At 64.9% G+C, this 25,341-nt stretch carries 19 protein-coding genes; 11 read left to right on the plus strand and 8 right to left on the minus strand.

What is annotated here, in order from left to right; genetic code table 11:
• The first annotated feature begins 13 nt into the window (after positions 1-13).
• From QX121_RS26240 to QX121_RS26265, 6 genes are all read left to right on the plus strand, one after another.
• On the plus strand, positions 14-754 hold the full coding sequence (locus QX121_RS26240) for a CpaD family pilus assembly protein (RefSeq protein ID WP_315734622.1): 741 nt from the start codon (positions 14-16) through the stop codon (positions 752-754).
• Positions 751-2,019, plus strand: coding sequence for a CpaE family protein (locus tag QX121_RS26245; protein ID WP_315734624.1), 1,269 nt, complete (start codon positions 751-753; stop codon positions 2,017-2,019). The genes QX121_RS26240 and QX121_RS26245 overlap by 4 nt, the downstream gene beginning before the upstream one ends.
• 21 nt (positions 2,020-2,040) lie before the next feature.
• Positions 2,041-3,504, plus strand: a complete 1,464-nt coding sequence (locus QX121_RS26250) for a CpaF family protein (RefSeq protein ID WP_315734626.1) — start codon at positions 2,041-2,043, stop codon at positions 3,502-3,504.
• 11 nt (positions 3,505-3,515) lie between these two features.
• Positions 3,516-4,490: a type II secretion system F family protein gene (locus tag QX121_RS26255; protein ID WP_315734628.1), complete on the plus strand. Its 975-nt coding sequence runs from the start codon at positions 3,516-3,518 to the stop codon at positions 4,488-4,490.
• A gap of 8 nt (positions 4,491-4,498) precedes the next feature.
• Entirely contained in the window at positions 4,499-5,473 is a 975-nt protein-coding gene (locus QX121_RS26260) for a type II secretion system F family protein (RefSeq protein ID WP_315775479.1), read from the plus strand.
• A gap of 87 nt (positions 5,474-5,560) precedes the next feature.
• On the plus strand, positions 5,561-6,802 hold the full coding sequence (locus tag QX121_RS26265; RefSeq protein ID WP_315813404.1) for a Zn-dependent hydrolase: 1,242 nt from the start codon (positions 5,561-5,563) through the stop codon (positions 6,800-6,802).
• Positions 6,803-6,811: 9 nt separating this feature from the next.
• Here the strand turns inward: QX121_RS26265 and QX121_RS26270 are convergent, their stop codons facing one another.
• Positions 6,812-7,621 carry a tetratricopeptide repeat protein gene (locus QX121_RS26270; protein WP_315772612.1) on the minus strand — a complete coding sequence of 270 codons (810 nt, stop codon included), beginning with the start codon at positions 7,619-7,621 and terminating at the stop codon, positions 6,812-6,814.
• Between the two features lie 193 nt (positions 7,622-7,814).
• On the opposite strand from QX121_RS26270, the gene QX121_RS26275 reads away from it, so the two are divergent.
• The 5 genes from QX121_RS26275 (at position 7,815) to QX121_RS26295 (ending at position 15,811) form a co-directional block, all read left to right on the plus strand.
• Positions 7,815-9,197 (plus strand): leucyl aminopeptidase family protein, encoded by a 1,383-nt coding sequence (locus tag QX121_RS26275; RefSeq protein ID WP_315813405.1) that lies wholly within the window; start codon positions 7,815-7,817, stop codon positions 9,195-9,197.
• Complete coding sequence (locus QX121_RS26280) at positions 9,190-10,029, plus strand: NlpC/P60 family protein (RefSeq protein WP_315813406.1); 840 nt, start codon at positions 9,190-9,192, stop codon at positions 10,027-10,029. The genes QX121_RS26275 and QX121_RS26280 overlap by 8 nt, the downstream gene beginning before the upstream one ends.
• A 1,175-nt stretch (positions 10,030-11,204) precedes the next feature.
• The gene (locus QX121_RS26285; RefSeq protein ID WP_315813407.1) at positions 11,205-12,389 is read left to right on the plus strand and encodes a hypothetical protein; all 1,185 of its coding nucleotides are present in this window, start codon (positions 11,205-11,207) and stop codon (positions 12,387-12,389) included.
• Positions 12,386-14,917 carry a hypothetical protein gene (locus QX121_RS26290; protein ID WP_315813408.1) on the plus strand — a complete coding sequence of 844 codons (2,532 nt, stop codon included), beginning with the start codon at positions 12,386-12,388 and terminating at the stop codon, positions 14,915-14,917. The genes QX121_RS26285 and QX121_RS26290 overlap by 4 nt, the downstream gene beginning before the upstream one ends.
• Positions 14,918-15,004: 87 nt before the next feature.
• The gene (locus tag QX121_RS26295; RefSeq protein ID WP_315813409.1) at positions 15,005-15,811 is read left to right on the plus strand and encodes a DsbA family protein; all 807 of its coding nucleotides are present in this window, start codon (positions 15,005-15,007) and stop codon (positions 15,809-15,811) included.
• Positions 15,812-16,554: 743 nt separating this feature from the next.
• Here QX121_RS26295 and QX121_RS26300 read toward each other — a convergent pair.
• Genes QX121_RS26300 through QX121_RS26330 form a run of 7 tightly spaced genes read right to left on the minus strand, consistent with a single transcriptional unit; the run spans position 16,555 to position 25,289 of the window.
• Positions 16,555-17,274, minus strand: coding sequence for a hypothetical protein (locus QX121_RS26300; RefSeq protein WP_315813410.1), 720 nt, complete (start codon positions 17,272-17,274; stop codon positions 16,555-16,557).
• A 9-nt stretch (positions 17,275-17,283) separates the two neighbouring features.
• Positions 17,284-17,574: a hypothetical protein gene (locus tag QX121_RS26305; RefSeq protein WP_315813411.1), complete on the minus strand. Its 291-nt coding sequence runs from the start codon at positions 17,572-17,574 to the stop codon at positions 17,284-17,286.
• A gap of 59 nt (positions 17,575-17,633) precedes the next feature.
• Entirely contained in the window at positions 17,634-19,271 is a 1,638-nt protein-coding gene (locus QX121_RS26310) for an ABC transporter ATP-binding protein (RefSeq protein WP_315735685.1), read from the minus strand.
• Between the two features lie 5 nt (positions 19,272-19,276).
• A complete protein-coding gene (locus tag QX121_RS26315; RefSeq protein ID WP_315813412.1) occupies positions 19,277-20,455 on the minus strand; it encodes an ABC transporter permease in 1,179 nt (392 codons plus the stop codon).
• Positions 20,455-21,567 (minus strand): microcin C ABC transporter permease YejB, encoded by a 1,113-nt coding sequence (locus QX121_RS26320; RefSeq protein ID WP_315813413.1) that lies wholly within the window; start codon positions 21,565-21,567, stop codon positions 20,455-20,457. The genes QX121_RS26315 and QX121_RS26320 overlap by 1 nt, the downstream gene beginning before the upstream one ends.
• Before the next feature lie 3 nt (positions 21,568-21,570).
• Positions 21,571-23,448, minus strand: coding sequence for an extracellular solute-binding protein (locus QX121_RS26325; RefSeq protein ID WP_315813414.1), 1,878 nt, complete (start codon positions 23,446-23,448; stop codon positions 21,571-21,573).
• The gene (locus QX121_RS26330) at positions 23,445-25,289 is read right to left on the minus strand and encodes an extracellular solute-binding protein (protein ID WP_315813437.1); all 1,845 of its coding nucleotides are present in this window, start codon (positions 25,287-25,289) and stop codon (positions 23,445-23,447) included. The genes QX121_RS26325 and QX121_RS26330 overlap by 4 nt, the downstream gene beginning before the upstream one ends.
• Positions 25,290-25,341 lie beyond the last annotated feature (52 nt).

Genomic DNA, 25,341 nt, shown 5'->3' on the forward strand with positions numbered 1-25,341 from the left:
AGGACCTGCAACGATGACCATCACATCCAGCCCCGCTCGATACCGCCGCCTGCCCCTTGCCGCAGCGCTCGCCGGAGCCGCAGCCCTGCTCGGCGCCTGCAACTACACCAGAGACGCTGCCACCACGGCGAGCATCCCGGACGACTACCGACTGCGCCACCCGATTGCGATCCAGGAGGCCCCGGACTCCCTGGTGGTCTTCGTCGGCCAGGGCCGTGGCGGCCTGACCGCCGAGCAGCGCGCCGACGTGATGGGACTGGCCCAGGGCTGGATTCGCCAAGGCACGGGCGCGATCAGCGCCGACGTGCCGAGCGGCACCCCCAATGCACGGGCGGCCGCCGACTCGATGCGGGAGATCCACTCCCTGCTTGCCGCCGCCGGCGTTCCGCCGCACGGCATCACCGTACGCAATTATCAGCCGAAGGACCCGCGCCAGATGGCCGCGATCCGGCTGAGCTATCCTAAAATGTCGGCCACGGTCGGGCCCTGCGGCGTCTGGCCGGACGACCTCGGGCCGTCGATCAAGAACAAGAACTGGTTCGACAACAAGCCTGACTGGAACTACGGCTGCGCCTACCAGCGCAACATGGCGGCAATGGTCGCAAACCCGTCTGATCTCGTGCAGCCGCGATCCGAAACGCCGTCCTATACCACCCGGCGCACGGCGTTGTTCGACAAATATCGCAAGGGACAATCAACCGCGATCACGTATCCAGAGGCCGACAAGGCCAAACTCAGCGACACAGGCAAATGATCAGCTACGCCCGACAGACCCAAGAGGAGCAGCCTGACGTCGTGCCGCCGCCGGCCGACGATCACATCGCGCCCGCGCCGCGCGTGTCCGTGCAGGCGTTCTGTGAGACGGTGGAAACCGCCGCGACGGTTCAGGCCGCCGGTGAGGACCGGCGCCTCGGCAAGGCGCATCTGAAGGTTCAGATGGGCGGCATGGCGGCGGCGATCGAGGCCTACCGGTCGGCACCGACCCCGAACGTCATCATCCTGGAGACGGATGCGCGCACCGACATCCTGGCAGGCCTGGATCAGCTCGCCACGGTTTGCGACCCGGGCACGCGCGTCGTCGTGATCGGCCGCGTCAACGACGTCACGCTGTATCGCGAGCTGGTGCGGCGCGGCGTCAGCGACTATGTGCTGTCGCCGGTGACGCCGATCGACGTCGTCCGCTCGATCTGCAACCTGTTCTCGGCGCCAGAGGCCAAGGCCGTCGGGCGCATCATTGCCGTCGTCGGCGCCAAGGGTGGCGTCGGAGCTTCGACCCTCGCCCATAACATCGCCTGGGCGATCGCGCGCAACCTGTCGATGGATTCCGTCGTGGCCGACCTTGATTTGGCGTTCGGCACCGCCGGCCTCGACTACAACCAGGATCCCGCGCAGGGCATCGCGGACGCGGTGTTCTCGCCGGACCGGATCGACATCGCCTTCATGGACCGGCTGTTGTCGAAATGCACCGATCATCTGAGCCTGCTGGCCGCGCCCGCGACGCTCGACCGGGTCTACGATTTCGGCGCCGAGGCATTCGATGCGGTCTTCGACACGCTGCGGGCCTCGATGCCCTGCATCGTGCTCGACGTTCCGCATCAATGGGCAGGCTGGACCAAGCGGGCGCTGATCTCCGCGGACGACATCCTGATCGTGGCGGCGCCGGATCTCGCCTCGCTGCGCAACACCAAGAACATGTTCGATCTCCTCAAGGCCGCCCGGCCGAACGATCGCATGCCGCTCTACTGCCTGAACCAGGTCGGCGTTCCCAAGCGGCCCGAGATCAATGCGAGCGAGTTCGCCAAGGCGATCGAAAGCCCGCCGATCGCCACGATCCCGTTCGAGCCGCAGATCTTCGGCGCCGCTGCCAACAACGGCCAGATGATTGCGGAAATGTCTCCCAGTCATCGGACGACGGAGATGTTTCTCCAGATTGCGCAGCGGCTCACCGGCCGCAGCGAGACCAAGAAGCCGAAAGGCTCCTTCCTGTCGCCTCTGCTGGACAAGCTGAGGGCGAAGTAGGCACGCGTGGAGTTCTAAGTCGTGTTTGGTAAGCGTAGCGGATTGGACAACGATACCAGGACCCTCAGGCCGGCTGCGCCAGCGCCCGAGCCGGCGCCGGCAGCACCACGCGCGGCGTCTCCGGCCGTGCCGTCGCCACCTCTGGCTCCGACCCGGCAGGCTCCGCCGCCGCCGCCACCGGTTGTCGAGGCCCGGCGTTCGGACAGTTACTATCAGGTCAAGGCGACGATCTTCGGGGCGCTGATCGAAGCGATCGATCTCGCTCAGCTGGCCAAGCTCGACGGCGAATCCGCGCGCGAGGAAATCCGCGACATCGTCAACGAGATCATCGCGATCAAGAATATCGTGATGTCGATCGCCGAGCAGGAAGAGCTGCTCGACGATATCTGCAACGACGTGCTCGGCTATGGCCCGCTGGAGCCGCTGCTGTCGCGCGACGACATCGCCGACATCATGGTCAACGGCGCCGGTACGGTCTTTATCGAAGTCAACGGCAAGATCCAGCGCACGGGCATCCGGTTCCGCGACAACCAGCAGCTCCTGAACATCTGCCAGCGCATCGTCAGCCAGGTCGGCCGCCGCGTCGACGAATCCTCGCCGATCTGCGACGCGCGTCTCGCCGACGGCTCGCGCGTCAACGCCATCGTTCCGCCGCTTGCGATCGACGGCCCCGCGCTCACCATTCGAAAGTTCAAGAAGGACAAGCTGACCCTCGATCAGCTGGTCAAGTTCGGCGCAATCTCGCCGGAGGGCGCAGAAATCCTGCAGATCATCGGCCGCGTCCGCTGCAACGTGCTGATCTCCGGCGGTACCGGTTCGGGCAAGACCACGCTGTTGAACTGCCTGACCAACTATATCGATCACGACGAGCGCGTCATCACCTGCGAGGACGCCGCCGAGCTCCAGCTGCAGCAGCCACACGTGGTGCGCCTCGAAACCCGGCCGCCCAACATCGAAGGCGAAGGCCAGGTGACGATGCGAGAGCTGGTGAGAAACTGCCTGCGTATGCGACCCGAACGCATCATCGTCGGCGAGGTCCGCGGACCCGAGGCCTTCGACCTGCTGCAGGCCATGAACACCGGTCACGACGGATCGATGGGCACGCTGCACGCCAACAACCCGCGCGAAGCCTTGTCCCGCTGCGAATCCATGATCACGATGGGCGGCTTCTCGCTGCCGTCACGGACCATCCGTGAGATGATCTGCGCCTCGATCGACGTCATCGTCCAGGCGGCGCGCCTGCGCGACGGCTCCCGCCGCATCACGCACATCACCGAGGTGATGGGCATGGAAGGCGACACCATCATCACCCAGGACATCTTCCTCTACGACATGATCGGCGAGGACGCGAACGGCAAGATCATCGGGCGCCACCGCTCGACCGGAATCGGCCGGCCGCGGTTCTGGGAGCGTGCGCGCTACTACGGCGAAGAGAAGCGGCTTGCGGCTGCACTCGACGCCGCCGAAGTCGCGAGCAAGGACTGAGGAGAGACCCCATGAAGCTTCAGGCTCTCGCCCTTGCCTTCCTCGCCGCCACCGCGATCGGCGGCATCGCCTGGGTGTTCCTTTATCCCCTGCTGTCGGGTGAGCGGAAGGCCGAGCAGCGGCGCAGCACCGTCGCCAAGTCCGAGCCGGTGGTCCGCCAGGCCGAACGCAGTCAGCGCTCGCGCCGGGAGCAGGTCGAGTCGTCGCTGAAGGATCTCGAGGCGAAGGCCCAGAAGCAGAGCAAAGTCCCGCTGAATATGCGGATTTCGCAGGCTGGGCTCGACTGGACCGTGCAGAAGTTCTGGATCGTTTCCGGCGTCCTAGGCTTCGTCGTCTGCGCGGTCGCCTTCTTCGCCGGTGGCGGCCCGCTCGGCGCGCTCGGGCTCGGCTTCGCTGCAGGTCTCGGTTTGCCGCGCTGGATCCTCGGCTACCTCAAGAAGCGGCGCGAGAAGAAATTCCTGGCGGCGTTGCCGGACGCCGTCGACGTGATCGTGCGCGGCATCAAGGCGGGCCTGCCGCTGTTCGAATCGATCAAGGTCGTCGCCGCCGATGCGCCGGAGCCCTTGCGCAGCGAGTTCCTCGCGATCATCGAGACCCAGGCGATCGGCATGCCGCTCGGCGAGGCCTGTGCGCGGCTGTATGAGCGTATGCCGCTGCCGGAAGCCAACTTCTTCGGCATCGTCATCGCGATCCAGCAGAAGTCGGGCGGCAACCTCTCCGAGGCTCTCGGCAACCTCTCGAAGGTGCTGCGCGACCGCAAGAAGATGAGCGAGAAGATCCAGGCGATGTCGATGGAAGCCAAGGCCTCCGCGGGCATCATCGGATCGCTGCCGCCGATCGTGATGCTGCTGGTCTATCTGAGCACGCCCGACTACATCTCGCTGCTCTGGACCCATCCGACCGGCCAGCTGATGCTGGTCGGCTGCGTGATCTGGATGTCGATGGGCATCCTGGTCATGAAGAAGATGATCAATTTCGATTTCTGAGGTGGACCATGGTCGACTTTCTGGTCACCAAGCTGCACGACCCGCACTTCATGACGATGTTCTTCGCCGCCATCGCGGCGACGGCCACCGTCTATACGCTGATCATGCCGCTGTTCGCGGGCGAAAACCTGAACAAGCGCATGAAGGCGGTCGCCAGCGAACGCGAGCGGATCAAGCAGCGTGAGCGCGAGCGGTTGAACGCCGGCGAGAAGGTCTCGCTGCGGCAGACGCCGAAGCAGCTCATCTCTCGTGTCGTGGAGGATTTCAACCTCACCAAATGGCTCGCCCAGGAAGCGGCCCGCGAGAAGCTCATCATGGCGGGCTACCGCGGCCAGGCGCCCTACATCACTTTCCTGTTCGCGCGCATGGTGACGCCGCTGGTGCTGTTCGTCGGCTCCGTGCTGTACGTCTTCGTGATCGCGCATCTGCAGAAGTCGATGCCGGTCAAGATCGGCATCTGCGTCGGCATGGCCTATCTCGGCCTGCAGGCGCCGATGCTGTTCCTCAGCAATGCGATCTCCAAGCGCCAGTTGTCGATCAAGCGCGCCTTTCCCGACGCGCTCGACCTGCTGCTGATCTGCATCGAGTCCGGCATGTCGATCGAGGCCGCCTTCCGCCGGGTGGCGATCGAGATCTCGAGCCAGTCGATCGCGTTGTCGGAGGAGTTCACGCTGACCACCGCGGAGCTCTCCTACCTGCAGGACCGCAAGGTCGCCTATGAGAACCTCGCCCGCCGCACCGGCCTGGAGGGCGTGAAGTCGGTCTGTCTCGCGCTCCAGCAATCGGAGCGATACGGCACGCCGCTTGGGCAGTCGCTGCGCGTGATGGCGCAGGAAAATCGCGATATGCGCATGAACGAGGCCGAGAAGAAGGCCGCGGCGCTGCCGCCGAAGCTGACGGTGCCGATGATCCTGTTCTTCCTGCCGGTGCTGTTCGTGGTCATTTTGGGACCAACCGGCATCAAGGTCGCGGCCATGCAGTAGTAGACGTAGACCGCTCGCGAGAAATTTCGCTTGCGGTCGCGGCTCTACCCTGGAAGCTAGGCGGAGCATGATCGAGGTCTCCGCCTGATGTCCGACAAGCTCCGCCGCGCCGATGGCGCCCGCGTTCTGGCCGATCTGAACGCGCTGCGTGCCTTCGGCACCTACAAGACCGGCGTGCACCGGCCGACCTTCTCCGACGCCCACCGGCAGTCGCTGGCCTGGCTCGCCGAGCGCCTGCCCGACGCGCAGCTGACGCCTGATATCGACGGCATCGGCAATGTGCTCGGCACCAGCGCCAAGCCGGGACGCAAGCTGCTGGCGGGCTCGCATCTCGAGAGCCAGAACCAGGCCGGCTGGCTCGACGGCCCGCTCGGCGTCGTCTACGCGCTGGAGGCGGCGCGCGTGCTCAATCCAGACCCGTCCATCGACGGTGCGGTGGAGGTCGCCTCCTGGTGCGACGAGGAGGGCCACTTCGGCAGCATGCTCGGCAGCCGCTCGTATGTCGGCGACGTCAGCGAGGCCGACATCGATGCTGCCCGCGACCGCAGCAGCCCGCGCACGATGCGCGAGGCGCTTGCCGAGATGGGCCTCGCCGGACGGCCGCGCCTGCAGGCCGAGCGCGGCCGGTATATCGGCTATCTCGAAGCTCATATCGAGCAGGGCGACACGCTCGAGGCGAGCGGGCTCAAGATCGGTGTCGTCACCTCGATCGTCGGCATCTGGCAATACCGCATCACCTTCACCGGCGAGCAGAACCATGCCGGCACGACGCGGATGGCGGTGCGCAAGGATGCCGGGCTCGCGCTCGCCAAGTTCTGTGTGGCGATCGATGCGCGCTTTCCGGCCGCCTGCGGCCCGCGCACGGTGTGGACCACGGGACGCATCACGCTCGATCCGGGCGCACCGAGCATCATCCCCGGCCAGGCCGAGATGCTGTTCCAGATCCGCGACGACAATGCCGCCGTGGTCGACCGGCTCGAGGAGCTGCTGCGTGAGATGGCTGCGCAGGCGTCAGACGCAGGTCCCTGCCATGTCGCCGTCGAGCGCATCCGCATCGGCGCGCCGGCCATGATGGACGGCACGTTCCAGGATGCGATCGAGGCCGCCAGCCGCGATCTCGCTGCCGGCAAGTCGCTGCGGATGCCGAGCGGCGCCGGACACGACGCGCAGGTGCTGGCCACCATCATGCCGGCCGGCATGCTGTTCGTGCCGTCGATCGGCGGCATCAGCCATCACTGGACCGAGAACACGGCCGACGCCGACATCGTCACCGGCGCCGACGTGTTCGTCGACACCTGCCGCCGCCTGCTCACAGGCGCGACACGATAGGGCACGCCGTCAGTCCGGCGGGTTGAGCGCGGCCATCGGCGCCGCGTTGCGCGCCTTGCCCTTGCCCTGGCTCTGCCCCTGAATCATCTGCTTGAGATAGGCGACGTTGGCGGCGGCCTCGTCCGGCGGCAGGTCGGCTCGTGCGATCTGCTCGGCCTCCGCGAAGCGTCCCTGCAGGCCGACGACGAGCGCGAGGTTCTGGCGCACCCGCGCGTCCGCCCGCTGCGAGCCATAGGCCTGGCGCAGCACCTCCTCGGCCTTCGGCAGCTCCCGTGTCAGCATGTAGGACAGGCCGAGATTGGACAGCACCGAGGGCTCGCCCGGCACGATCTTCAGCGCGCTGTCGTAATAGCGCCGCGCCTCGTCGTGGCGGCCCATCTGGTCCAAGACCGTGCCCTGCACCGACAGCAGCTTCCAATCGGGATTGTCGGGCGAGTGCGCGCGCGACAGCACGTCGAACGCCAGCTTGAAATTGCCGTTGTCGGCGAGTGCACGTCCGTAGGCCGCGAGCACGGTCTTGTTGCCGGCGTTGGCGAGCGTGGCCTGCTCGAGCACCGCGACCGCCTGCTCGCGCTGGCCGTTGTTGCGCAGCGCCTGGCCATAGGCGAGCGCGATGGCGGCATCCTTCGGGTTGGCGCGGTAGCGCTCGCCATAGACCTCGACCGCGCGCTGCGGGGTCGCGGGCGGCGGCGGCTCGGCCCGGCTGCGCAGCGAGCCCGTGACGTCGGACATGGTCTGGCAGCCGCCGAGGCCCGCAGCGACGAGCGCGGCGAGGGCAACGGACGCGAGGAGCCGGGGAATGGGAGGCGCTTGACGCATGTCACTTGGACTCGAACGGGCGAATTGAACGCGCCAGCAATAAACTGTTAACGCTAACAGCCGGTTAATGGCGTGTTCCAGGCGCAGCCGTCACATTTGCGTCGGCTTGCAGGCGATGCGGCCGGCGCGATTGCAGCGGCCTTCAAACTCTGCGAAGTCTGGCTGCCGCGCGCCAGTTAGGGAACCATTAGGCATGCCGTCGATGTTCGAGACCGCCTCCACAACGTCCGCCATCCCGATTACCTTCGTAACGAAGGCGAGCTGGCCGGGGATCAAGGAGAGCCTGTCGGTTGAAGCGCGCAACTTCGCCGAGGCCAACGTCTACACCGCCAAGCCCGGCAGCTATCTGGCGCTGCCCGCCGCCGACGGCCGCATCGCGCAGGTCCTGTTCGGCATCGAGGACGACGACGCCGGGCACCGCGATCTGTTCCGGCCGGGCGCCCTGCCCGGCCTGCTGCCCGCCGGCACCTACCGCTTCGCCAATGCGCCGCATGATGCACGGCTCGCCGCGCTCGCCTTCGCGCTCGGCAGCTACCGCTTCGGCCGCTACCGCAAGACCGAGACGCCGGAGGTTCGCCTCGTTCCGCCGGATGGCGTCGACGCCGCCGAGCTGAACCGACTTGCCGACGCGGCGACATTGGCGCGCGACCTGGTCAACACGCCGTCCAACGACATGGGGCCCGAGGAGCTCGAGGCCGCTGCAAAGCAGCTCGCCGACCGCTTCGGCGCCCGCTTCAGCAGCGTCGTCGGCGACGATCTGCTGCGCCAGAACCATCCGCTGATCCATGCCGTCGGCCGCGCCTCGACCCGCGCGCCGCGCCTGATCGAGCTCGTCTGGGGCGATCCATCGCATCCCAAGGTGACCCTGGTCGGCAAGGGCGTCTGCTTCGACACCGGCGGGCTCGACCTGAAGCCGTCGAGCAGCATGCTCCTGATGAAGAAGGACATGGGCGGCGCCGCCAACGTGCTGGCGCTGGCGCAGATGGTGATGGATGCCAAGCTCAAGCTGCATCTGCGCGTGCTGATTCCAGCGGTCGAGAACGCGGTCGCCGGCAACGCCTTCCGTCCGCTCGACGTGTTTCCCTCGCGCAAGGGCATCACGGTCGAGATCGGCAACACCGATGCCGAGGGCCGGCTGGTCCTGGCTGACGCGCTGGCGCTGGCCGACGAGGACAAGCCCGACCTGCTGATCGACATGGGCACGCTGACCGGCGCGGCGCGCGTCGCGCTCGGTCCCGATTTGCCGCCATTCTACACCCAGGACGAGGCGCTCGCAGCCGATGTCGCGCGCTGCGCTGCCGCCGAGAACGATCCGCTGTGGCGCATGCCGCTGTGGGCGCCCTACGACTCGTGGCTCGACTCCAAGGTCGCGACCATCAACAACGCGCCCTCGGGCGGCTTCGCCGGCTCGATCACCTGCGCGCTGTTCCTGCAGCGCTTCGTCGAGCACGCGAAGAGCTGGCTGCATCTCGACATCTTCGCCTGGACGCCGTCCGCCAAGCCGGGCCGGCCCGAGGGCGGCGAATGCCAGGCGGCGCGTGCGCTCTACAAGCTCCTGAGCGAGCGCTATGGCTGATCCGCGCCTCACGCCTGCGCGCGGCGACATCGCTGCGAAGCATCTCGAAGGCCAGGTCACGGCCGCGCGCTTCGTCGAGGGCGAGATGCTGGCGGTCGTCGATTCCATCGCGCCGCTACGTCAGCAGCCGTTCTCCGGCGCCGAGCTGGCGACGCAAGCGCTGAGGGGCGAGCGCGTCACGATCTATGATCGCAACGGCGAGGGCTGGGCCTGGGGCCAGCTCGCGGCCGACGGCTATGTCGGCTGGCTGCCGGAGTCTGCGCTGGCGGCGCCCGCCGCAGCACCGACGCACAAGATCAGCGCCGTGCGCAGCTTCGCGTTCCCCGGACCGTCGATCAAACTGCCGCCGGTCGCGACGCTGGTGATGGGCTCGACCATCGCGGTCGCGCGCGAGGACGCGAGCTTCGCCGTGACGGCCGATGGCTGGTTCGTGCCGAAGCCGCACGTGGCGCTGCTCGGTGCCATCGAGCCCGATTATGTCGCGGTCGCCGAACGCTTCGTCGGCACGCCCTATCTGTGGGGCGGCAAGAGCAGCCTCGGCATCGACTGCTCCGGCCTGGTGCAGGTGTCGTTGAATGCTGCGGGTGTGCCGTGCCCGCGCGACAGCGACATGCAGCTCGCCGCGCTGGGGCGCTTGCTCGACGGGGGAGAGCCGCTTCGCCGCGGCGATCTGATGTTCTGGAGGGGCCACGTCGCCATCGTGCGCGATGCTGACACGATCGTCCACGCCAACGCGTTTCATATGGCCACGCAGATCGAGCCGATCGGCGAAGCGATTGCCCGTATCAAGGCGAGCGGGAGCGATGTGCTCGCGATCAAGCGGCTGGATTGACTCGCCTCATCGCGCTGGCGCGTCCTCCCGATGAGGTTTTGAGACGCAGGCTCCCTCCTCCGTCATTGCGAGCGTAAGCGAAGCAATCCAGAGTCCCGCCCACGACTCTGGATTGCTTCGCTGCGCTCGCAATGACGCGGAGAGAGCGGCGCAAGAGTCCGATATACCTATCAAACAGCAACAGGCCGCGCCAAACAGCAGGGCAAGCATCCGCATTCTCGCGGCCGCATCGGTCCGAGTCCTGCTGCAATCATCCGCCCTCGAAAACATGAGAGGGCGCAGGGAAGGCCGGGTGCCGACCGCACCCGTGGTTGCGTGCAACAAGCACGCGGTAGTCACCACAGGTACGGGCCGAACATCCGGCCTTCCCTGCGCGATGTTTTGCGACTTACTTCGTGATCTCCCCAGGGACCGGCTTTCTTGCCCCTGTCGGCCGCAGGCCTCATCGGCTCCCGCGACCTTGACGCCAGCATCGGGGCGCCAGGACCACACGACTTCGCCGTCCGCATGACACCGTTCGTCGGTGCGCGAATGCACACTGCAGCATCATCGCGGCCATCGCATCCCGCACCCGACGTCCGTGACGACGCGTACGTCCCTCTCGTGGGGCAGGACGAGGCGGAGTATGCACGATTTCCGAAAAAAAGAAAGATGAATATTTTTCGCGAGAGGACTGGACAGGCGTTTGCGGACCGCGCCCGTCGGCCAAATCACCCGCAATCGCGTGGGTTCTCGCCGCAGCCCAAGAGATCTGAGATTCTGACTGCCGGCGCTTTTGGTAATTCGCCCGATCTCGAGAGTATAGCGACAGATTCGTGCCCGGCAGACGATTGCCGCTTCTGTGAAGGGTTTCGGATGCCGGCCGCATGATTGACGTCGCGGCATATTCGGGCGGCCGGCATCCGAAAGCCTCCAAGGGGGGAACCCGCGCATGGTGGGCAGGACTGATGCGGAGGCGCATTCCACCGGGCCGCTCGATGAGCGGCGGGCACGACGAGCAGCTTTGCAGAATGGCGGTTGTGCGGTCACGAGGTGTCGATCCTGATGGCGCTGGTTGGCGCAGTCGGTTGATGGCGCGGCTGCCGTCGCCTCTGTTGATCTAGCGCAAGGCTGGAATTGAGAAGAACGGCCACATTGAGAAGAACGGCCACGTTGATGCGACAGAGGGGCGGATCATGGGGCGCGCAGGACGCTGGCGGGTTCAAGGAGCGGCCATCGTCGCCGCGATGATTCTGCTGGCGTCGCCGGCGCGGGCGGGCTGCAGTCCAGAAGACATCGCGGATGCCTTTATCGGGACGCTGTCCGCCGCATATGTGTGCAAGTCGGTCTATGAGAATGACGCAAGCCGCTACGCAGCGATTGCACTGACCGCAGCACTCAGCGGCGTCGCCTTGTCAGGGTCGGACACGGGGAAAGGGCAAGCCCTGGTCAATCAATTCTGCGCAGAGGCGCAGGGCAACGCCGACCAAGTCGTCAGCAAGCTGAACACGATCTTTGGCAACGCGATCGCAGAAAATGTTCTCGGCGATCTTTCCAAGGAGCTCGCAGCCGTTGGCGCGGCCGCAGACGTCGTGAAATGCGCCTGCAAGAGCGAGCAGAGCACCGTTGGATTGGGTTCCGAAGTCGGCTCATGTCTTCAGGAGGCGCTGTGCTGGGGGCAGGAAAAGCTTGGCATGCAGTCCTGCGGCGATTGCGAGGTCCTTCCGCCTGTTCAAGCCACATGCGCCGCGATCAACGCGACGTGCGAAAAAGTACATTACATGGAGTGGTGGAGGTACCCGGAATGTCAAGGCATCGGCGGTCCCGGCTCGATCTTCAGCCCTTCCAGCAAAGGCGTCTATCAGGATCAATACGATCGATATGGCGTGGGCATGGTGGAAACCGGCGACGGGACGCTGGTGGTCACGGATCCCGGCGCCTATGCCTGCCACACAGGGAGCAGTTACTGCACCTGTCCGAAACCGATGGTGCCGCACTGGCAACAGGTCCCCAACCCCGGATCCGGCGATAGCAAGTACGTGTTCTCGTGCGATTGCCCGAAGGACACCCATCCCGGCGCGTTGAAGTCGGACGGGCTCTCCGAGTGCCTGTGCGACGACACCAACCAGGTGGCGGCTTTCGGCTTTGCGCCCTACGGCATGTGTCCGCCCGCGGCCTGCCCGGCCGGACAGACAAGACTCGGCGGCGACAAGAACAGCCCCTGTGTCACGCCCTGCTCCGACAAGAGCCAGGGAATGGCCTTTGACGGGAGCTGCTGCAATCCCGCGCAGATGACCAATTGTGGAGAATGTTGCCCGCCGGACACCGTGCCCAACGTCAAGACCGGCTCCTGCGAGCCACGGCCCAAGCAGCCGAAATGAGGCGGACCGACATGATCGAGCTTGGCCGACAGACGTCCTTGACAGCCGCCGTCCGTGCGATGCGGCGCCTCGCCTGGCTGCTGATCCTGCCTCTCGCACTCGGGGGGCCCGCGTTGGCGCAAACGCCGCCCGGCGTTTACACCCCCGGCGATGCTGCAGTCACCGGATTCTCCGGGGCTATTCGCCCGTTCGAGATCGAGCCCGGTCAGGATCCCGACGTTCGGACCATCATCGATCCTGGAGGGCCGTCGCTGCGCATCGTCGATCTAAGACGCATGGGCGGTCCGCCCCAGGCGCAATTGGTCGGTGCGCCGAAGCCGTTCACCGTCAGCGCGAAGTCGATCGGGCAGGTGTTTGGCGTCGCTCTGGACGACAGTTCCCCCGCCAACATTTTCGTCGCGGCGACATCCGCCTATGGTCTCTCGATCGTCGCGCCGGGACCTGAAGGTCGACCGCAACATGTCAGGCTCGGGACTAGCGGCGCGACCTTCATGTCGGCACAATGGGGTCCGGGCGGCGGCCCGGGATCGATCTGGAAGATCAATGGCGCCACCGGCGCGGTGACGCTGTTCGCGAATGTCACCACGGGCGACAAGGCCAATTCGGGCGCGGCGCTCGGGGGATTGGCCTATGATCCGGCGACCAAGTCTCTGTTCGTCGCCGACCGTGAGACCGGGCTGATCCATCGCTTCGGCCCGAACGGCGTCGACCTCGGTGTCTATGATCACGGCGTCGCCGGCAACGCAGCCGCGGGACTTCCGACGACGCCGGCGCCGGCCGGGCCAGGCGTCGATATTACGAATCCTCAATTCGACAGCGCGCAGCCCGAGACCTGGGGCTACGCGGCACCGGATCGGCGAGTGTTCGGCCTCGCCATTCGCGACCGCCGGCTCTACTACGCGGTCGCCGAGGGCTTGCGGGTGTGGTCGGTCGGGCTCAACGCGAACGGTTCGTTCGGTGCGGACGCCAGAATCGAAGTCGTCGCGCCGTCCGCCGCCGGCCCCACCGAGATCTCCAGGATTACTTTCGACGATGAGGGACGGATGTTTTTGGCCGAGCGGCCGGCGCCGACCGGGGCGCAGGATTTCGAGGCCTTGTCCGCGCCGTCGATCGGCCGCGTGCTGCGCTATACGCTGATCGGTGTCACTGAGATCAAGCAGCCGATCTGGCAGCCCTTGCCGGACGAATATGCGGTGGGATTCCCCGAACGTTTCCGCAATGGCAATGGCGGCGTCGCGATCGGCTACAGCTACGACATGGGCGGTACCATGAATCCGGCCTCCTGCGGCGGCTTCGTCTGGACCACCGGCGAACAATTGCGCCACGCCACCGATCCCAAGCTCGTGGCTCAACTCGGCCAGAACGACGCGCTTGCGATCGACGGACTGCAGGGGAATCCGATCTGGCGCATCCGCCGCGGCGATGAGCCACCGCTGCTCAGTTACTTCATCGACTATGCCGACGCGCCGCCCGATCTATCAGCTCGCGGGCACATGGGAGATATCGCCATCTTGCGCGCGTGTACAAGGGAAGCCGCACAGATACGGCTTGCGCCGCGTCCTGCCGGCGCGCCGCCTCCCGCCGGCATGCCGAAGCCGCCGGGTCTGCAGACCTGCAAGACCCATGTCTGCGGTTCGGACGGATCGGTTTGTCCGCCCAATCAGATCTGGATCATCAAGACCAAGAGCTGTGCGTCGAGCTGCGCCCCGCCCAATGTTCTGGTCAATGGCCAATGCTGCTCGCCCAAAGACCTGCAGCCGCGGGGCATCTGTTCGAACAACAATCCGTCGACTGATATCGCCAAGCCGATGTGCGGCGTCAACCAGACGGCGATCGGCCCGAACAATGAATGCTGCGAGAACAGCCAGATCTATTCCGGCCCGATTGGCCAACAACTTTGCTGCGGGACGACCGTGGTGAACGGCGTGTGCGATCCGTTGAAGCCGAAAATTCCGGACTGGAAATGCCCCAGCTGCTGTGCGCCCGGCTATGTGAAGATCGCCGGCAAGTGCTGTCTCAAGAGCCAGGCGACGTCGAAGGGACAGTGCTGCCCGGCCGGCCAGATTGCGAGCCCCGACGGCACGCTATGCATACCGCTGCACTGGCTGCCGAGACTTTCACAGTGTTGCGCCTCGGGCTTCTTGCCGACTGCGAATAGCAAATGCTGCGCGCCCGCGAATCTGACGACGAGCGGCGAGTGCTGCGCGGCCCCGGTCGACCCAAAGGATCGAAGCCAGTGCTCCAAGAAGATCGAGAAGAAGTCCACCACGGTCGTCCCCGTGATTCCGAAGCTGCCGACGACGTGCCAACCTGGTGAGCGGCGCAATGCCAACGGCGTGTGCGTGGCACGCAAACCGGGGGTGACGCGGGACCGGCGGGCGCCGGATGTCGGTCGCCCGATCGTCTGCCCCCCCGGTTGGGTTCCAGGGCCGCTTGGCGCGCGCTGCCGGCCGGCCGGCCGATTTGCGCCGCGCATGCCGGGGTTCAGACCGGTCCCCCCGCCCGGCATGATGATGCCGCGACGATGAAGGAAGCAGCGATGCACGAGGACACGAATTCGCAAATCATTACTGCACGCCAACTGCGGAAGTCGGCAGCCATATGGAGGATGACCGATGACCAATTTGATCCGTAGCGTTGCCACGGCGGCTGCCGTCTTCACGCTGTCTTTGCTTTGCGTGCAGCCCGGCCGAGCGGAGAGTTCGCGCAGCGACATCGAGGCGATCGTCAAGGACTATATAGCGACCCATCCCGAAGAAATCGAGCAGGTCGTGAAGGACTACCTCGCCAAGCACCCCGAGGCCGTGCAACAGGCCATCTCCGACCTGATCAAGAAGCGGCAAGCCGCGACGCCGGCGGCAGCGCCCGGTTCCGACAAGACTGCACTGGTCAAGCAAAATGCGCCGGCCTTGTTCGCGTCAGCGCACCAGGTCACGCTCGGCAACCCGCTGGGTGATGTCACCCTGGTCGAGTTCTTCGATTACAGCTGCGGCTACTGCAAGCGTGCGCTCGGCGATATACTCGAATTGTTGAAGAGCGACCCCAAGCTCAAGATCGTGCTCAAGGAATTTCCGATCCTCGGCCCCGGTTCGCTGGAGGCGGCGCGCGTCGCGGTAGCGGTACGCATGCAAGACCCGACGGGCGCGAAATACCTCGACTTTCATCAGCGGCTTCTCCAAAGCAGCGGACCCGCCGACAAGGCGCGCGCGTTGGCCATCGCGCAGACGATCGGTCTCGACGTTGCTCAGCTTGAAAAGGACATGGACAGCGTGGAGGTGCGCCAAAGCCTCGATGAGAGCGGCAATCTTGCGCAGAAGTTGGGATTGAACGGGACGCCGAGCTATGTCATCGGCGGCAATGTCATCGTCGGCGCGGTCGGACTTGCCACGCTGAAGGCCAAAATTCAGCAGGCTCGCCAGTAGTACGCTCCGATAGCGAAGATATGCATCGACGCCCGAGGTCTCGATTTGTGCAGCGCGCGAGTCTGCTGCTGTGAAGGGCTTCGGATGCCGGCCGCATGATTGACGGCGCGGCACATTCGGGCGGCCGGCGTCCGAAAACCTCCAAGGGAGGAAACCGCGCATGGTGGGCAGGACTGGTGCGACAGGCTCTATGGGGACTTGAGCGCTGCAGGCGAGCTGGCTGATTGAGCTCGAAATGGTGCAGCGAGCTTCGCGACGATGGCGAGGCGGGTGAATGAGCGGTGGATGGCATGGCAAGCGATCAATTGTCGGCGGATTGACGACGACAGATGGACGTTTGGGCGCATTCCACCGGGCCGGTCGATGAGCGGCGGGCACGACGAGCAGCTTTGCAGAATGGCGGTTGTGCGGTCATGAGGTGTCGATCCTGATGGCGCTGATTGGCGCAGTCGGTTGATGGCGCGGCGTTGCGCCTCGCGTGAAGTCGGTCTGCCTCGCGCTCCAGCAATCGGAGCGCTACGGCACCCCGCTCGGGCAATCGCTGACGACGCGTACGTCCCTCTCGTGGGGCAGGACGGGGCGGAGCATGCACGATTTCCGAAAATAAGAAACAGAAATATTTTTTCAGGAGGGGCTGGACGGGCTTTCGCAGACACGGCCCGTCGGGAAATCATTTTCCATGCCACGGGGGCGAACGATAGGGTCCTCGTGGCCCGCAAACGCGCTGAGCTACACTGACGGAATCACGATGTGTTTGTGTCCTGCGCAAATCGCTCGACGAGGTCGGACCAAAACGGAATGTGCTTGACTTGCGGAGGCCAGGGTTTGCTGCTCCAGCCCGTGAACTCTCGTTCGAAATAGTCGTTCAGATTGGCACCATAGTAGATGGCGTCGACGCCGTAGATCGAAAAGACCGGGTTACCTGACTCATGCGGCTGCTCAGGCAAATATCGGTGAGCAATCAACGGAATTAGTTTTGGCGCCCGGGACACGATTTCCCGAAGCGCCTCTTCCCGGGCGCGTGCGGTCAAAGGTAGCCTTCCCCATTCCGACCACCACAATTGTCCGTTCTCGACAGAGTGACGAAGACTTTCAAACGGCCATTCAAGCGCTCGTCTTATCGCACGATCGTCCGTCCAGTCGTGTCCATTCGTCGGCCGCCTTCGTCTCAGAAGCGCCATCAAATCGGGAGGAAAGACCAACCCAAATCGACGTTGCGCCCTGTCGAGCTCGGATTGCGTATATCCCTTGGTCCAACGAACCGTGTCCCTGCCGGACATTCCTATTGCTTCCGTTTGCTTCGGCCTCTCTCGATCGCAGGATCGCGCCGATGCAGGTTGGAGACGCGCGAATGTATCAAATTCGTCTTGGCCCATTCCGGACACATTGATCGGCTCCACGGTACGACCGATGACCTGAACTGACCAGAGGTGATCCCCCAGCAGCTTTGTCGACGTTCGCAAGTGCGTTTCCTAAGGCCGCTCGCTCTTTCCCGATGCGCTCAACTCGACGATGGCCTGCTTCACCAAACGACGCCATTTCGAGGGCAGCCTCGGATAGAGCCGGTGCACGGTCTCTCCGCTCTTGAGCGGGACGTGCCAGTAGGGGCCAAGGTTGCCTGCCGGCGACGGACCCATATCGACCCAGGCGCGATTCCAATCGAGATCAGCCCATTGTTCTTCGGTGACGCGATAGCCGTCACGCAGCCAATCCTTATGCGTGGTTCCAGAAATCCATTCTGGACGTCCTGGAGCATCAGTCACGGCACGCTCTCCGGATTCGCGCCATCAGTTGCAACAGAGTGGCTGCCGACAAGCGACATCTAGCTCGTCGCCGTCCCATTCCCCGCCGTCTCGTTCCTGAACGCCGCTGCGAACAGCGCGAGGGTGTAGTCGGTCTTCGGCGCCTTGAACAGCTCGACCGCCGGCCCCTCCTCCACGACCTTGCCGTTGCGCATCACGATCAGATGGGAGGCGAGGGCGGCGACCACGCGCAGATCGTGCGAGATGAACATGTAGGTCAGCTCGCGCTTGCGCTGCAGATCGCGCAGGAGATCGACCATCTGCGACTGGAACAGCATGTCGAGCGCCGAGGTCGGCTCGTCCAGCACGACGAAGCTCGGCTCGAGCACGACCGCGCGGGCCACCGAGATGCGCTGGCGCTGGCCGCCGGAGAATTCGTGCGGATAGCGGAAGCGCGTCTCCGGATCGAGCCCGACCTCCTTGAGCGCCTTGACGACCTTGGCCTCGCGCTCCTCATCCGTCAGTTTCGGCTGATGCACGCTCAGTCCCTCGGCGATGATGTCGCCGACCGACATGCGCGGGCTCAAGGCGCCGAACGGATCCTGAAACACGATCTGCATGTCGCGGCGGAACGGGCGGACCTCCTTGAAGGACAGCCCCTGCAGCTCCTTGCCGAGGAAGACGATGAGGCCGTCAGAGGAAATCAGCCGCAGCAGCGCCAGCCCGAGCGTGGTCTTGCCCGAGCCGGATTCCCCGACGACGCCGAGCGTCTCGCCCTTGCGCACGGCAAGGCTGACGCCGTCCACGGCCTTGATGTGACCGACGGTCGAGCGAAAAAAGCCGCGCTTGATCGGAAACCAGACCTTGAGATCCTTGGCCTGCATGACCACCGGCGAATCGGGTCGCGGCGGCGCCGGGTCCGGCTTCGGCTCGGCGGCGAGCAGCGCCTTGGTGTAGGGATGAGCCGGCGCGGTGAACACCTGCTCGACCGGGCCCTGCTCGACGATCTTGCCGCCGTTCATGACGCAGACCCGATCGGCGATGCGGCGGACGATGCCGAGATCGTGGGTGATGAACAGAAGGCTCATGCCGAGGCGTGCCCGGATATCGGCGAGCAGCGCCAGGATCTGCGCCTGCACGGTGACGTCGAGCGCGGTGGTCGGCTCGTCGGCGATCAGCAGAGCCGGCTCGTTGGCGAGCGCCATCGCGATCATCACGCGCTGGCGCTGGCCGCCGGAGAGCTGATGCGGATAGCTGCCGAGCCGCGTCTCCGGCTCGGGAATGCCGACCTGGGTCAAGAGCTCGAGCGTGCGCGTCCGCGCCGCACTGTTCGAGATCGGCCGATGCAGTTGCAGGATCTCGCCGATCTGCCGCTCGATCGTGTGCAGCGGATTGAGCGAGGTCATCGGCTCCTGGAAGATGATGGAGATGTCGCTGCCGCGGATCTCGCGCATCTCGCGTTCGGACAACGGCAGGAGATCGCGGCCCTTGAAGTGGATGCTGCCCGACGGATGCGAGGCGACGGGATAGGGCAGCAGCTTCAGCACCGACAGCGCGCTGACCGACTTGCCCGAGCCGGACTCGCCGACCAGGGCGACGCACTCGCCGCGCTTGATCTCGAACGAGACATGGTCGACGGCGGTCGACAGGCGGCCCTGCTGATGAAAGGCCACCGAGAGATCGCTGACCGAGAGCAGCGGCTGGCTGATCGCATCCATGTCGGTCACCTGAACGTCTTGCGCGGGTCGAACGCGTCGCGCACGGCCTCGCCGATGAAGATCAGCAGCGACAGCATGATCGCGACGGAGAAGAAGCCGGTGAGACCGAGCCACGGCGCCTGCACGTTGGACTTGGCCTGCGACAGCATCTCGCCCAGCGACGGCGATCCCGGCGGCAGGCCGAAGCCGAGGAAGTCGAGCGCGGTCAAGGTCATCACCGAGCTCGACACGATGAAGGGCAGGAACGTCATGGTCGCGACCATCGCGTTCGGCAGGAGATGGCGGACCATGATGACGGCATTGGAGACGCCGAGCGCGCGCGCCGCCTGGATGTACTCGAAATTGCGGCCGCGCAGGAATTCAGCCCGCACCAGGCCGACCAGCGAGACCCATGAGAACAGCAGCATGATCCCGAGCAGAGTGAAGAAGCCGGGCACCAGCACCGCGGACAGGATCAGGAGCAGATAGAGATAGGGAATGGCGTTCCAGATCTCGATGAAGCGCTGGAACAGAAGATCGACCCAGCCGCCGAAATAGCCCTGCACGCCGCCGGCGGCGATGCCGATGATCGAGGAGAAGAACGTCAGCGACAGGCCGAACAACACCGAGATGCGGAAGCCGTAGATCAGCCGTGCGACGACGTCGCGGCCCTGGTCGTCGGTGCCGAGCCAGTTGTATTCGAGATCCCGGCAGCTCTTCAGCCCCTTCTTCTCGACCACGGGTTTGCACTGTGCCTCCGTCAGCATCCAGGTCGGCGGCGATGGCGCCGGCGTCGGCAGATCGAGATTGTGCGTGGCGTAGGAGTAGCGGACCAGCGGCCAGACCACCGTGCCGCCCTTGTCCGCAATCAGCTTCTGCAAATACGGATCACGATAGTCCGCGGCGGTCTCGAAGTCGCCGCCGAATGCCGTTTCCGGATAGGTGACGAACGCCGGGAAATAAAGGTGGCCGTCGAACTTGATCAGGAACGGCCGGTCGTTGGCGATCAGCTCGGCGAACATCGAGACGATGAACAGAAACAGGAACAGCCACAGCGACCAGTAGCCGCGGCCGTTGGCCTTGAAGTTCTGCCAGCGGCGCTGATTCAGCGGCGACGGCCGGAAACGATGCCGCGTCGGCGGCACAGCCTCGCCGAGCGGAGCCTGCGCCGTGGTCTCGACCGGAGGGGGGGCCGTGATCGTCATCAGACCTCCCGCGCCTCGAAGTCGATCCGCGGATCGATCCACATGTAGGTCAGATCCGAGATCAGGTTGATCGCGAGGCCGAGCAGCGAAAAGATGAAGAGATTGCCGAACACGACGGGATAATCACGATTGAGAATGCTCTCGAACGAGAGCAGGCCGAGCCCATCCAGCGAGAAGATGGTCTCGATCAGGAGCGAGCCGGAGAAGAAGGCGTTGATGAAGGTGCCCGGAAAGCCGGCGATCACGATCAGCATGGCGTTGCGGAAGACGTGGCCGTACAGCACCTGGTTCTCGCTGCACCCCTTGGCGCGCGCGGTCATGACATATTGCTTGCGGATCTCGTCGAGAAACGAGTTCTTGGTCAGCAAGGTCATGGTCGCGAAGGCGCCGAGCGCCATCGACACCAGCGGCAAAGTGAGATGCCAGAAATAGTCGATGATCTTCCAGTACCACGGGAAGTCGGACCAGCCATCCGAGGTCAGCCCGCGCAGCGGGAAGATGTTGAGGAACGAGCCGCCGGCGAACAGGATGATCAGAAGGATCGCGAACAGGAAGCCCGGAATGGCGTAGCCGACGATGATCACGGCGGAGGTCCAGACGTCGAAGCGCGAGCCGTCCTGCACCGCCTTGCGAATTCCCAGGGGAATCGAGATCAAATAGGTCAGCAGGGTCATCCAGAGGCCGAGCGACATCGATACCGGCAGCTTCTCCTTGATGAGCTGCAGCACTGACGTGTCGCGGAAATAGCTCTTGCCGAAATCGAAGCGCGCGAAGTTCCAGACCATCAGCGCGAACCGTTCCGGCGCCGGCTTGTCGAAGCCGAACTGCTTTTCGAGCTGCTTGATGAAGGCGGGATCGAGCCCCTGCGCGCCGCGATATTTCGAGTTCAGCTCGCCGCCGGATCCGACCTGTCCCGGCGGACGCGCGCCGAAATCCGAACCGCTGCCGCCTGAAATGCGCGAGGTGCCGCCGGTGTCGGCGCCGGTCAATTGCGCGATGACGCGCTCCACCGGACCGCCCGGCGCGAACTGCACCACGACGAAGGAGATGAAGAGGATCCCGAGCAGCGTCGGGAGCATCAGCAAGATGCGACGGGCAATATAGGCGGCCATGAACTACTTCGCCTGCTCCAGCTTTGCGGCCTTGGAAGCATCGTACCACCAGATGTCGGGGGCGCCGACGCCCGAGGCGTATTTCGGCGACTTCGGCGGGTGGCCGAACTGATCCCAATAGGCAATCGGATGCGTCTGCCGATACCATTGCGGTATCCAGTAACGGCCGGCGCGGAACACGCGGTCGAGCGCCCGGCAGGCCAAGGTCAGCTCGGTGCGGGTCGAAGCGGCGATCGCCTTCTCGACCAGCGCATCGACCGCAGGATTGCTGATCCCGGCGAGATTGTGCGAGCCCCTGGTCTTGGCCGCCTCGGCGGTGAAATAGGGCCTCAGGCTGTCGCCGGGCGTCGGCGACATCGACAGCCGCTCCACCGTGATGTCGAAATCGAAATCCTCGACCCGCTTGCGGTACTGCACGGCATCGACGATGCGCAGATCGGCGTCGATGCCGAGCGTCTGCAGGTTCTTGATCAGCGTGCCGTGGTGCGGCTTGAACGAGACCTCGTCGATCAGAAACTCGATGCTGAAGACCTCGCCATTCGGCAGCAGCCGCTTGCCGTCCTTCACCGGCAGTCCCGCCTGCTGCAAGAGCTGCGAGGCCTTGCGCAGGAGCGCGCGGTCCTGCCCTGATCCGTCCGAGACCGGCGGCACGAACGGCTCGCCGAACACATCGTCAGGCACCTGGCCGCGGAACGGCTCCAGGAGCTTCAACTCCTCCGCCGACGGCATGCCGACCGCGACCATGTCCGAGTTCTGGAACGGCGACACGGTGCGCGCATAGGCGCCGTACATGATGGTCTTGTTGGTCCATTCGAAATCGAACGCGTAGGTCAGCGCCTGGCGGACGCGCGAATCCCCAAACTTGTCGCGGCGGGTGTTGATGAACCAGCCCTGCCCGCCCGACGGCGTCTCGTCCGGCAGCAGCTCGCGCTTGACGCGGCCGTCCTTGATCGCCGGGAAATCGTAGCGCGTCGCCCAGATGCGCGAGGTGAACTCCTCGCGGAACAGATAGCTCTTGGCGGTGAAGCCCTCGAAGGCGACGTCGCGATCGCGATAGAACTCGTAGCGCACGATGTCGAAATTATACATGCCACGGCTGACCGGCAGGTCGGCCGCCCACCAGTCCTTGACGCGCTCGAACTCGACATAGCGGTTGATCTCGTACTTGCCGACCTTGTACGGCCCCGAGCCGAGCGGCACGTCGAGCGGACCCTCGTCGAAGGCGCGGTTGGCGTACCAGGCCTTCGAGAAGATCGGCAGGGTCACGACATAGAGCGGCACATCGCGGGCGCGCTTCTCGACGAAGCTCACCACGACCGTCGCATCGTCGAGCGCCTCGGCCTTCACGAAATCGCGCAACTGCACGACGATCAGCGGATGGCCCTTCTCCTTCAAGGTATTCAGCGAGAAGGCGACGTCGTGCGCCGTGATCTTGGACCCGTCGTGAAAGCGCGCCTCGGGACGCAGCGTGAAGCGATAGGTCAGCTTGTCCGGCGAGATCGCGACCGACTTCGCGACCAGGCCATAGACCGCATCCGGCTCGTCGCTGGCGCGCACCATCAGCGACGCGAACGTCATGTCCATGCCCTGCGCGCCCTCACCTTTCAGGACGTAGGCATTGAACGAGTTGAAGGTCTGATAGGACTGGTTGTAGGCGCGCACCGACGGGATCAGCGAGAACAGCCCGCCCTTCGGCGCATCCGGATTGACGTAATCGAAATGGTGGAAATCGGCCGGGTATTTCAGGTCTCCGAACGCCGACGTGCCGTGCGAGTCTGCGCCGAACTCCGCAGCCATGGCCGGCTTCAGGAGGGGGACGCTGAGCGCGCCGAGCCCAAGCCCGAGCACGCCACGGCGCGACAGGTGATGGAGCGTGCTCAAGAGCGCTTCACCTTGGCAGCCTTGTCGGCGTCGTACCACCACAGATTCGGCCAGCCGGACCGCGCATATTTCGGGAACGGCGTGAAATGGCTGAAGCGGTCCCAGCGTGCGCTGCGGGCAAATGGATAGGTGAACTGCGGAACGACGTAGAAATTCCAAAGCAGCACCCGGTCGAGCGCATGCGTTGCCGCTTCGAGAGAGGCGCGATCCTTGGCGTAGATGATCTTCTCGATCAGCGCGTCGACAGCGGGGTTCTTGATGCCAATCGTGTTCTTCGAGCCGGACTCGTCGGCAGCCTTGGAGCCCCAGAAATCGCGCTGCTCGTTGCCGGGCGACAGCGACTGCCCCCAGACATCGATGATCATGTCGTAGTCGAAGGTGCGCACCCGGTTCTCATACTGGACGTTGTCGACCTGGCGTACCGTCACCGCGACGCCGAGGCGCTCCAGCGACGGCTTGTAGAACAGCACGATGCGCTCGGACGACGGGTCCTGGACCAGCAGCTCGACCGTGACCGGCTTGCCGGCGGGATCGACGAGCTTGCGGTCCTTGATCTCGAAGCCTGCGTCCTTCAGCAGCTTGGTGGCCTCGCGCAGATTGGCGCGAACGTTCTCGGAATTGCCGCCCACCGGGGCCTGGTAGACCGTGGTGAACACTTCCGGCGGCACCTTGTCGCGCAGGCCCTCGAGGATCTGCAGCTCCTGGCCCTGCGGCAGCCCGGAGCAGGCCAGATCCGTGCCTTCGAAGTAGCTGTTGATGCGCTTGTACTGGCCGTAGAACAGCTGCTTGTTCATCTCCTCGAAATCGAAGGCGTAGTTGAAGGCGCGCCGCAGCCGCGCATCCTGGAATTGCGGACGCCGCAGGTTGAAGGCGAAGCCCTGCATGCGGCCGGAATCGCTGATCGGGAATTCGTCCTTGACCACGCGCTTGTCGTTGATGGCCGGGAAGTCGTAGGCCGTGGCCCACTGCTTGGCCGAGTTCTCGTTGATCCAGTCGGCCTGGTCGGCCTTGAAGGCTTCGAGGGCGACGATGTTGTCGCGGAAGTATTCGAACTGCAGCTCGTCGAAATTGTTCTGGCCGATCTGGACCGGCAGGTTGGCGCCCCAATAGTCCTTGACGCGCTCCATCTTGATCGAGCGTCCGGGCACGAACTCCTTGATGCGATACGGGCTCGACCCGAGCGGCGGCTCCAGGGTGGTCGCCGTGACGTCGCGCTTGCGGCCCTGCGCGTCGGTGCCTTCCCACCAGTGCTTCGGCAGCACCAGCAGCTCGCCGACGATGTGCGGCAGCTCGCGATTGCCCGGACCATCGAAGGTGAACTTGACCTCGAGATCGCCGGTCTTCTCGGCCTTCACCACATGACGATAGTAGGATGAGTAGTGCGGGCTGTTCTTCTTCAGGGCCTCGAGCGAGAAGATGACGTCCTCGGGCGTCACCGGCTTGCCGTCGTTCCAGCGCGCTTCCTTGCGCAGGCGGTAGATGACCCAGGAGTAGTCGTCCGGATAGGCCGCCGACTCGGCGAGCAGGCCGTATTCGGTCGACACCTCGTCCTGCGACCGCGTCATCAAGGTCTCGTAAACCAGCCCCGCCGCAGACGCGATGTTGCCCTTCACATACATCACGACGATGTTGAAATTGTCGAAGGTCCCGAGCGAGATCATCCGCGCGACGCCGCCTTTCGGCGCATCCGCATTCACGTAGTCGAAGCGCTTGAAGTCCGCCGGATACTTGATCTCGCCGAACAGCGACAGGCCGTGGCGCCAGACCAGCTGCTCGCCGGCCTGCGCCCGGGCGGCGTCGAGAGGGGCAAGGCTGGCCGCCGTGCCGAGCGCCGGGGTCATCGCAGCGAGCACGCTGCTCTGCAGGAGCTGTCGTCGGGTAATCGTCAAATGA

This window comes from Bradyrhizobium sp. SZCCHNR2028 (assembly GCF_032380995.1).
GTDB lineage: Bacteria > Pseudomonadota > Alphaproteobacteria > Rhizobiales > Xanthobacteraceae > Bradyrhizobium.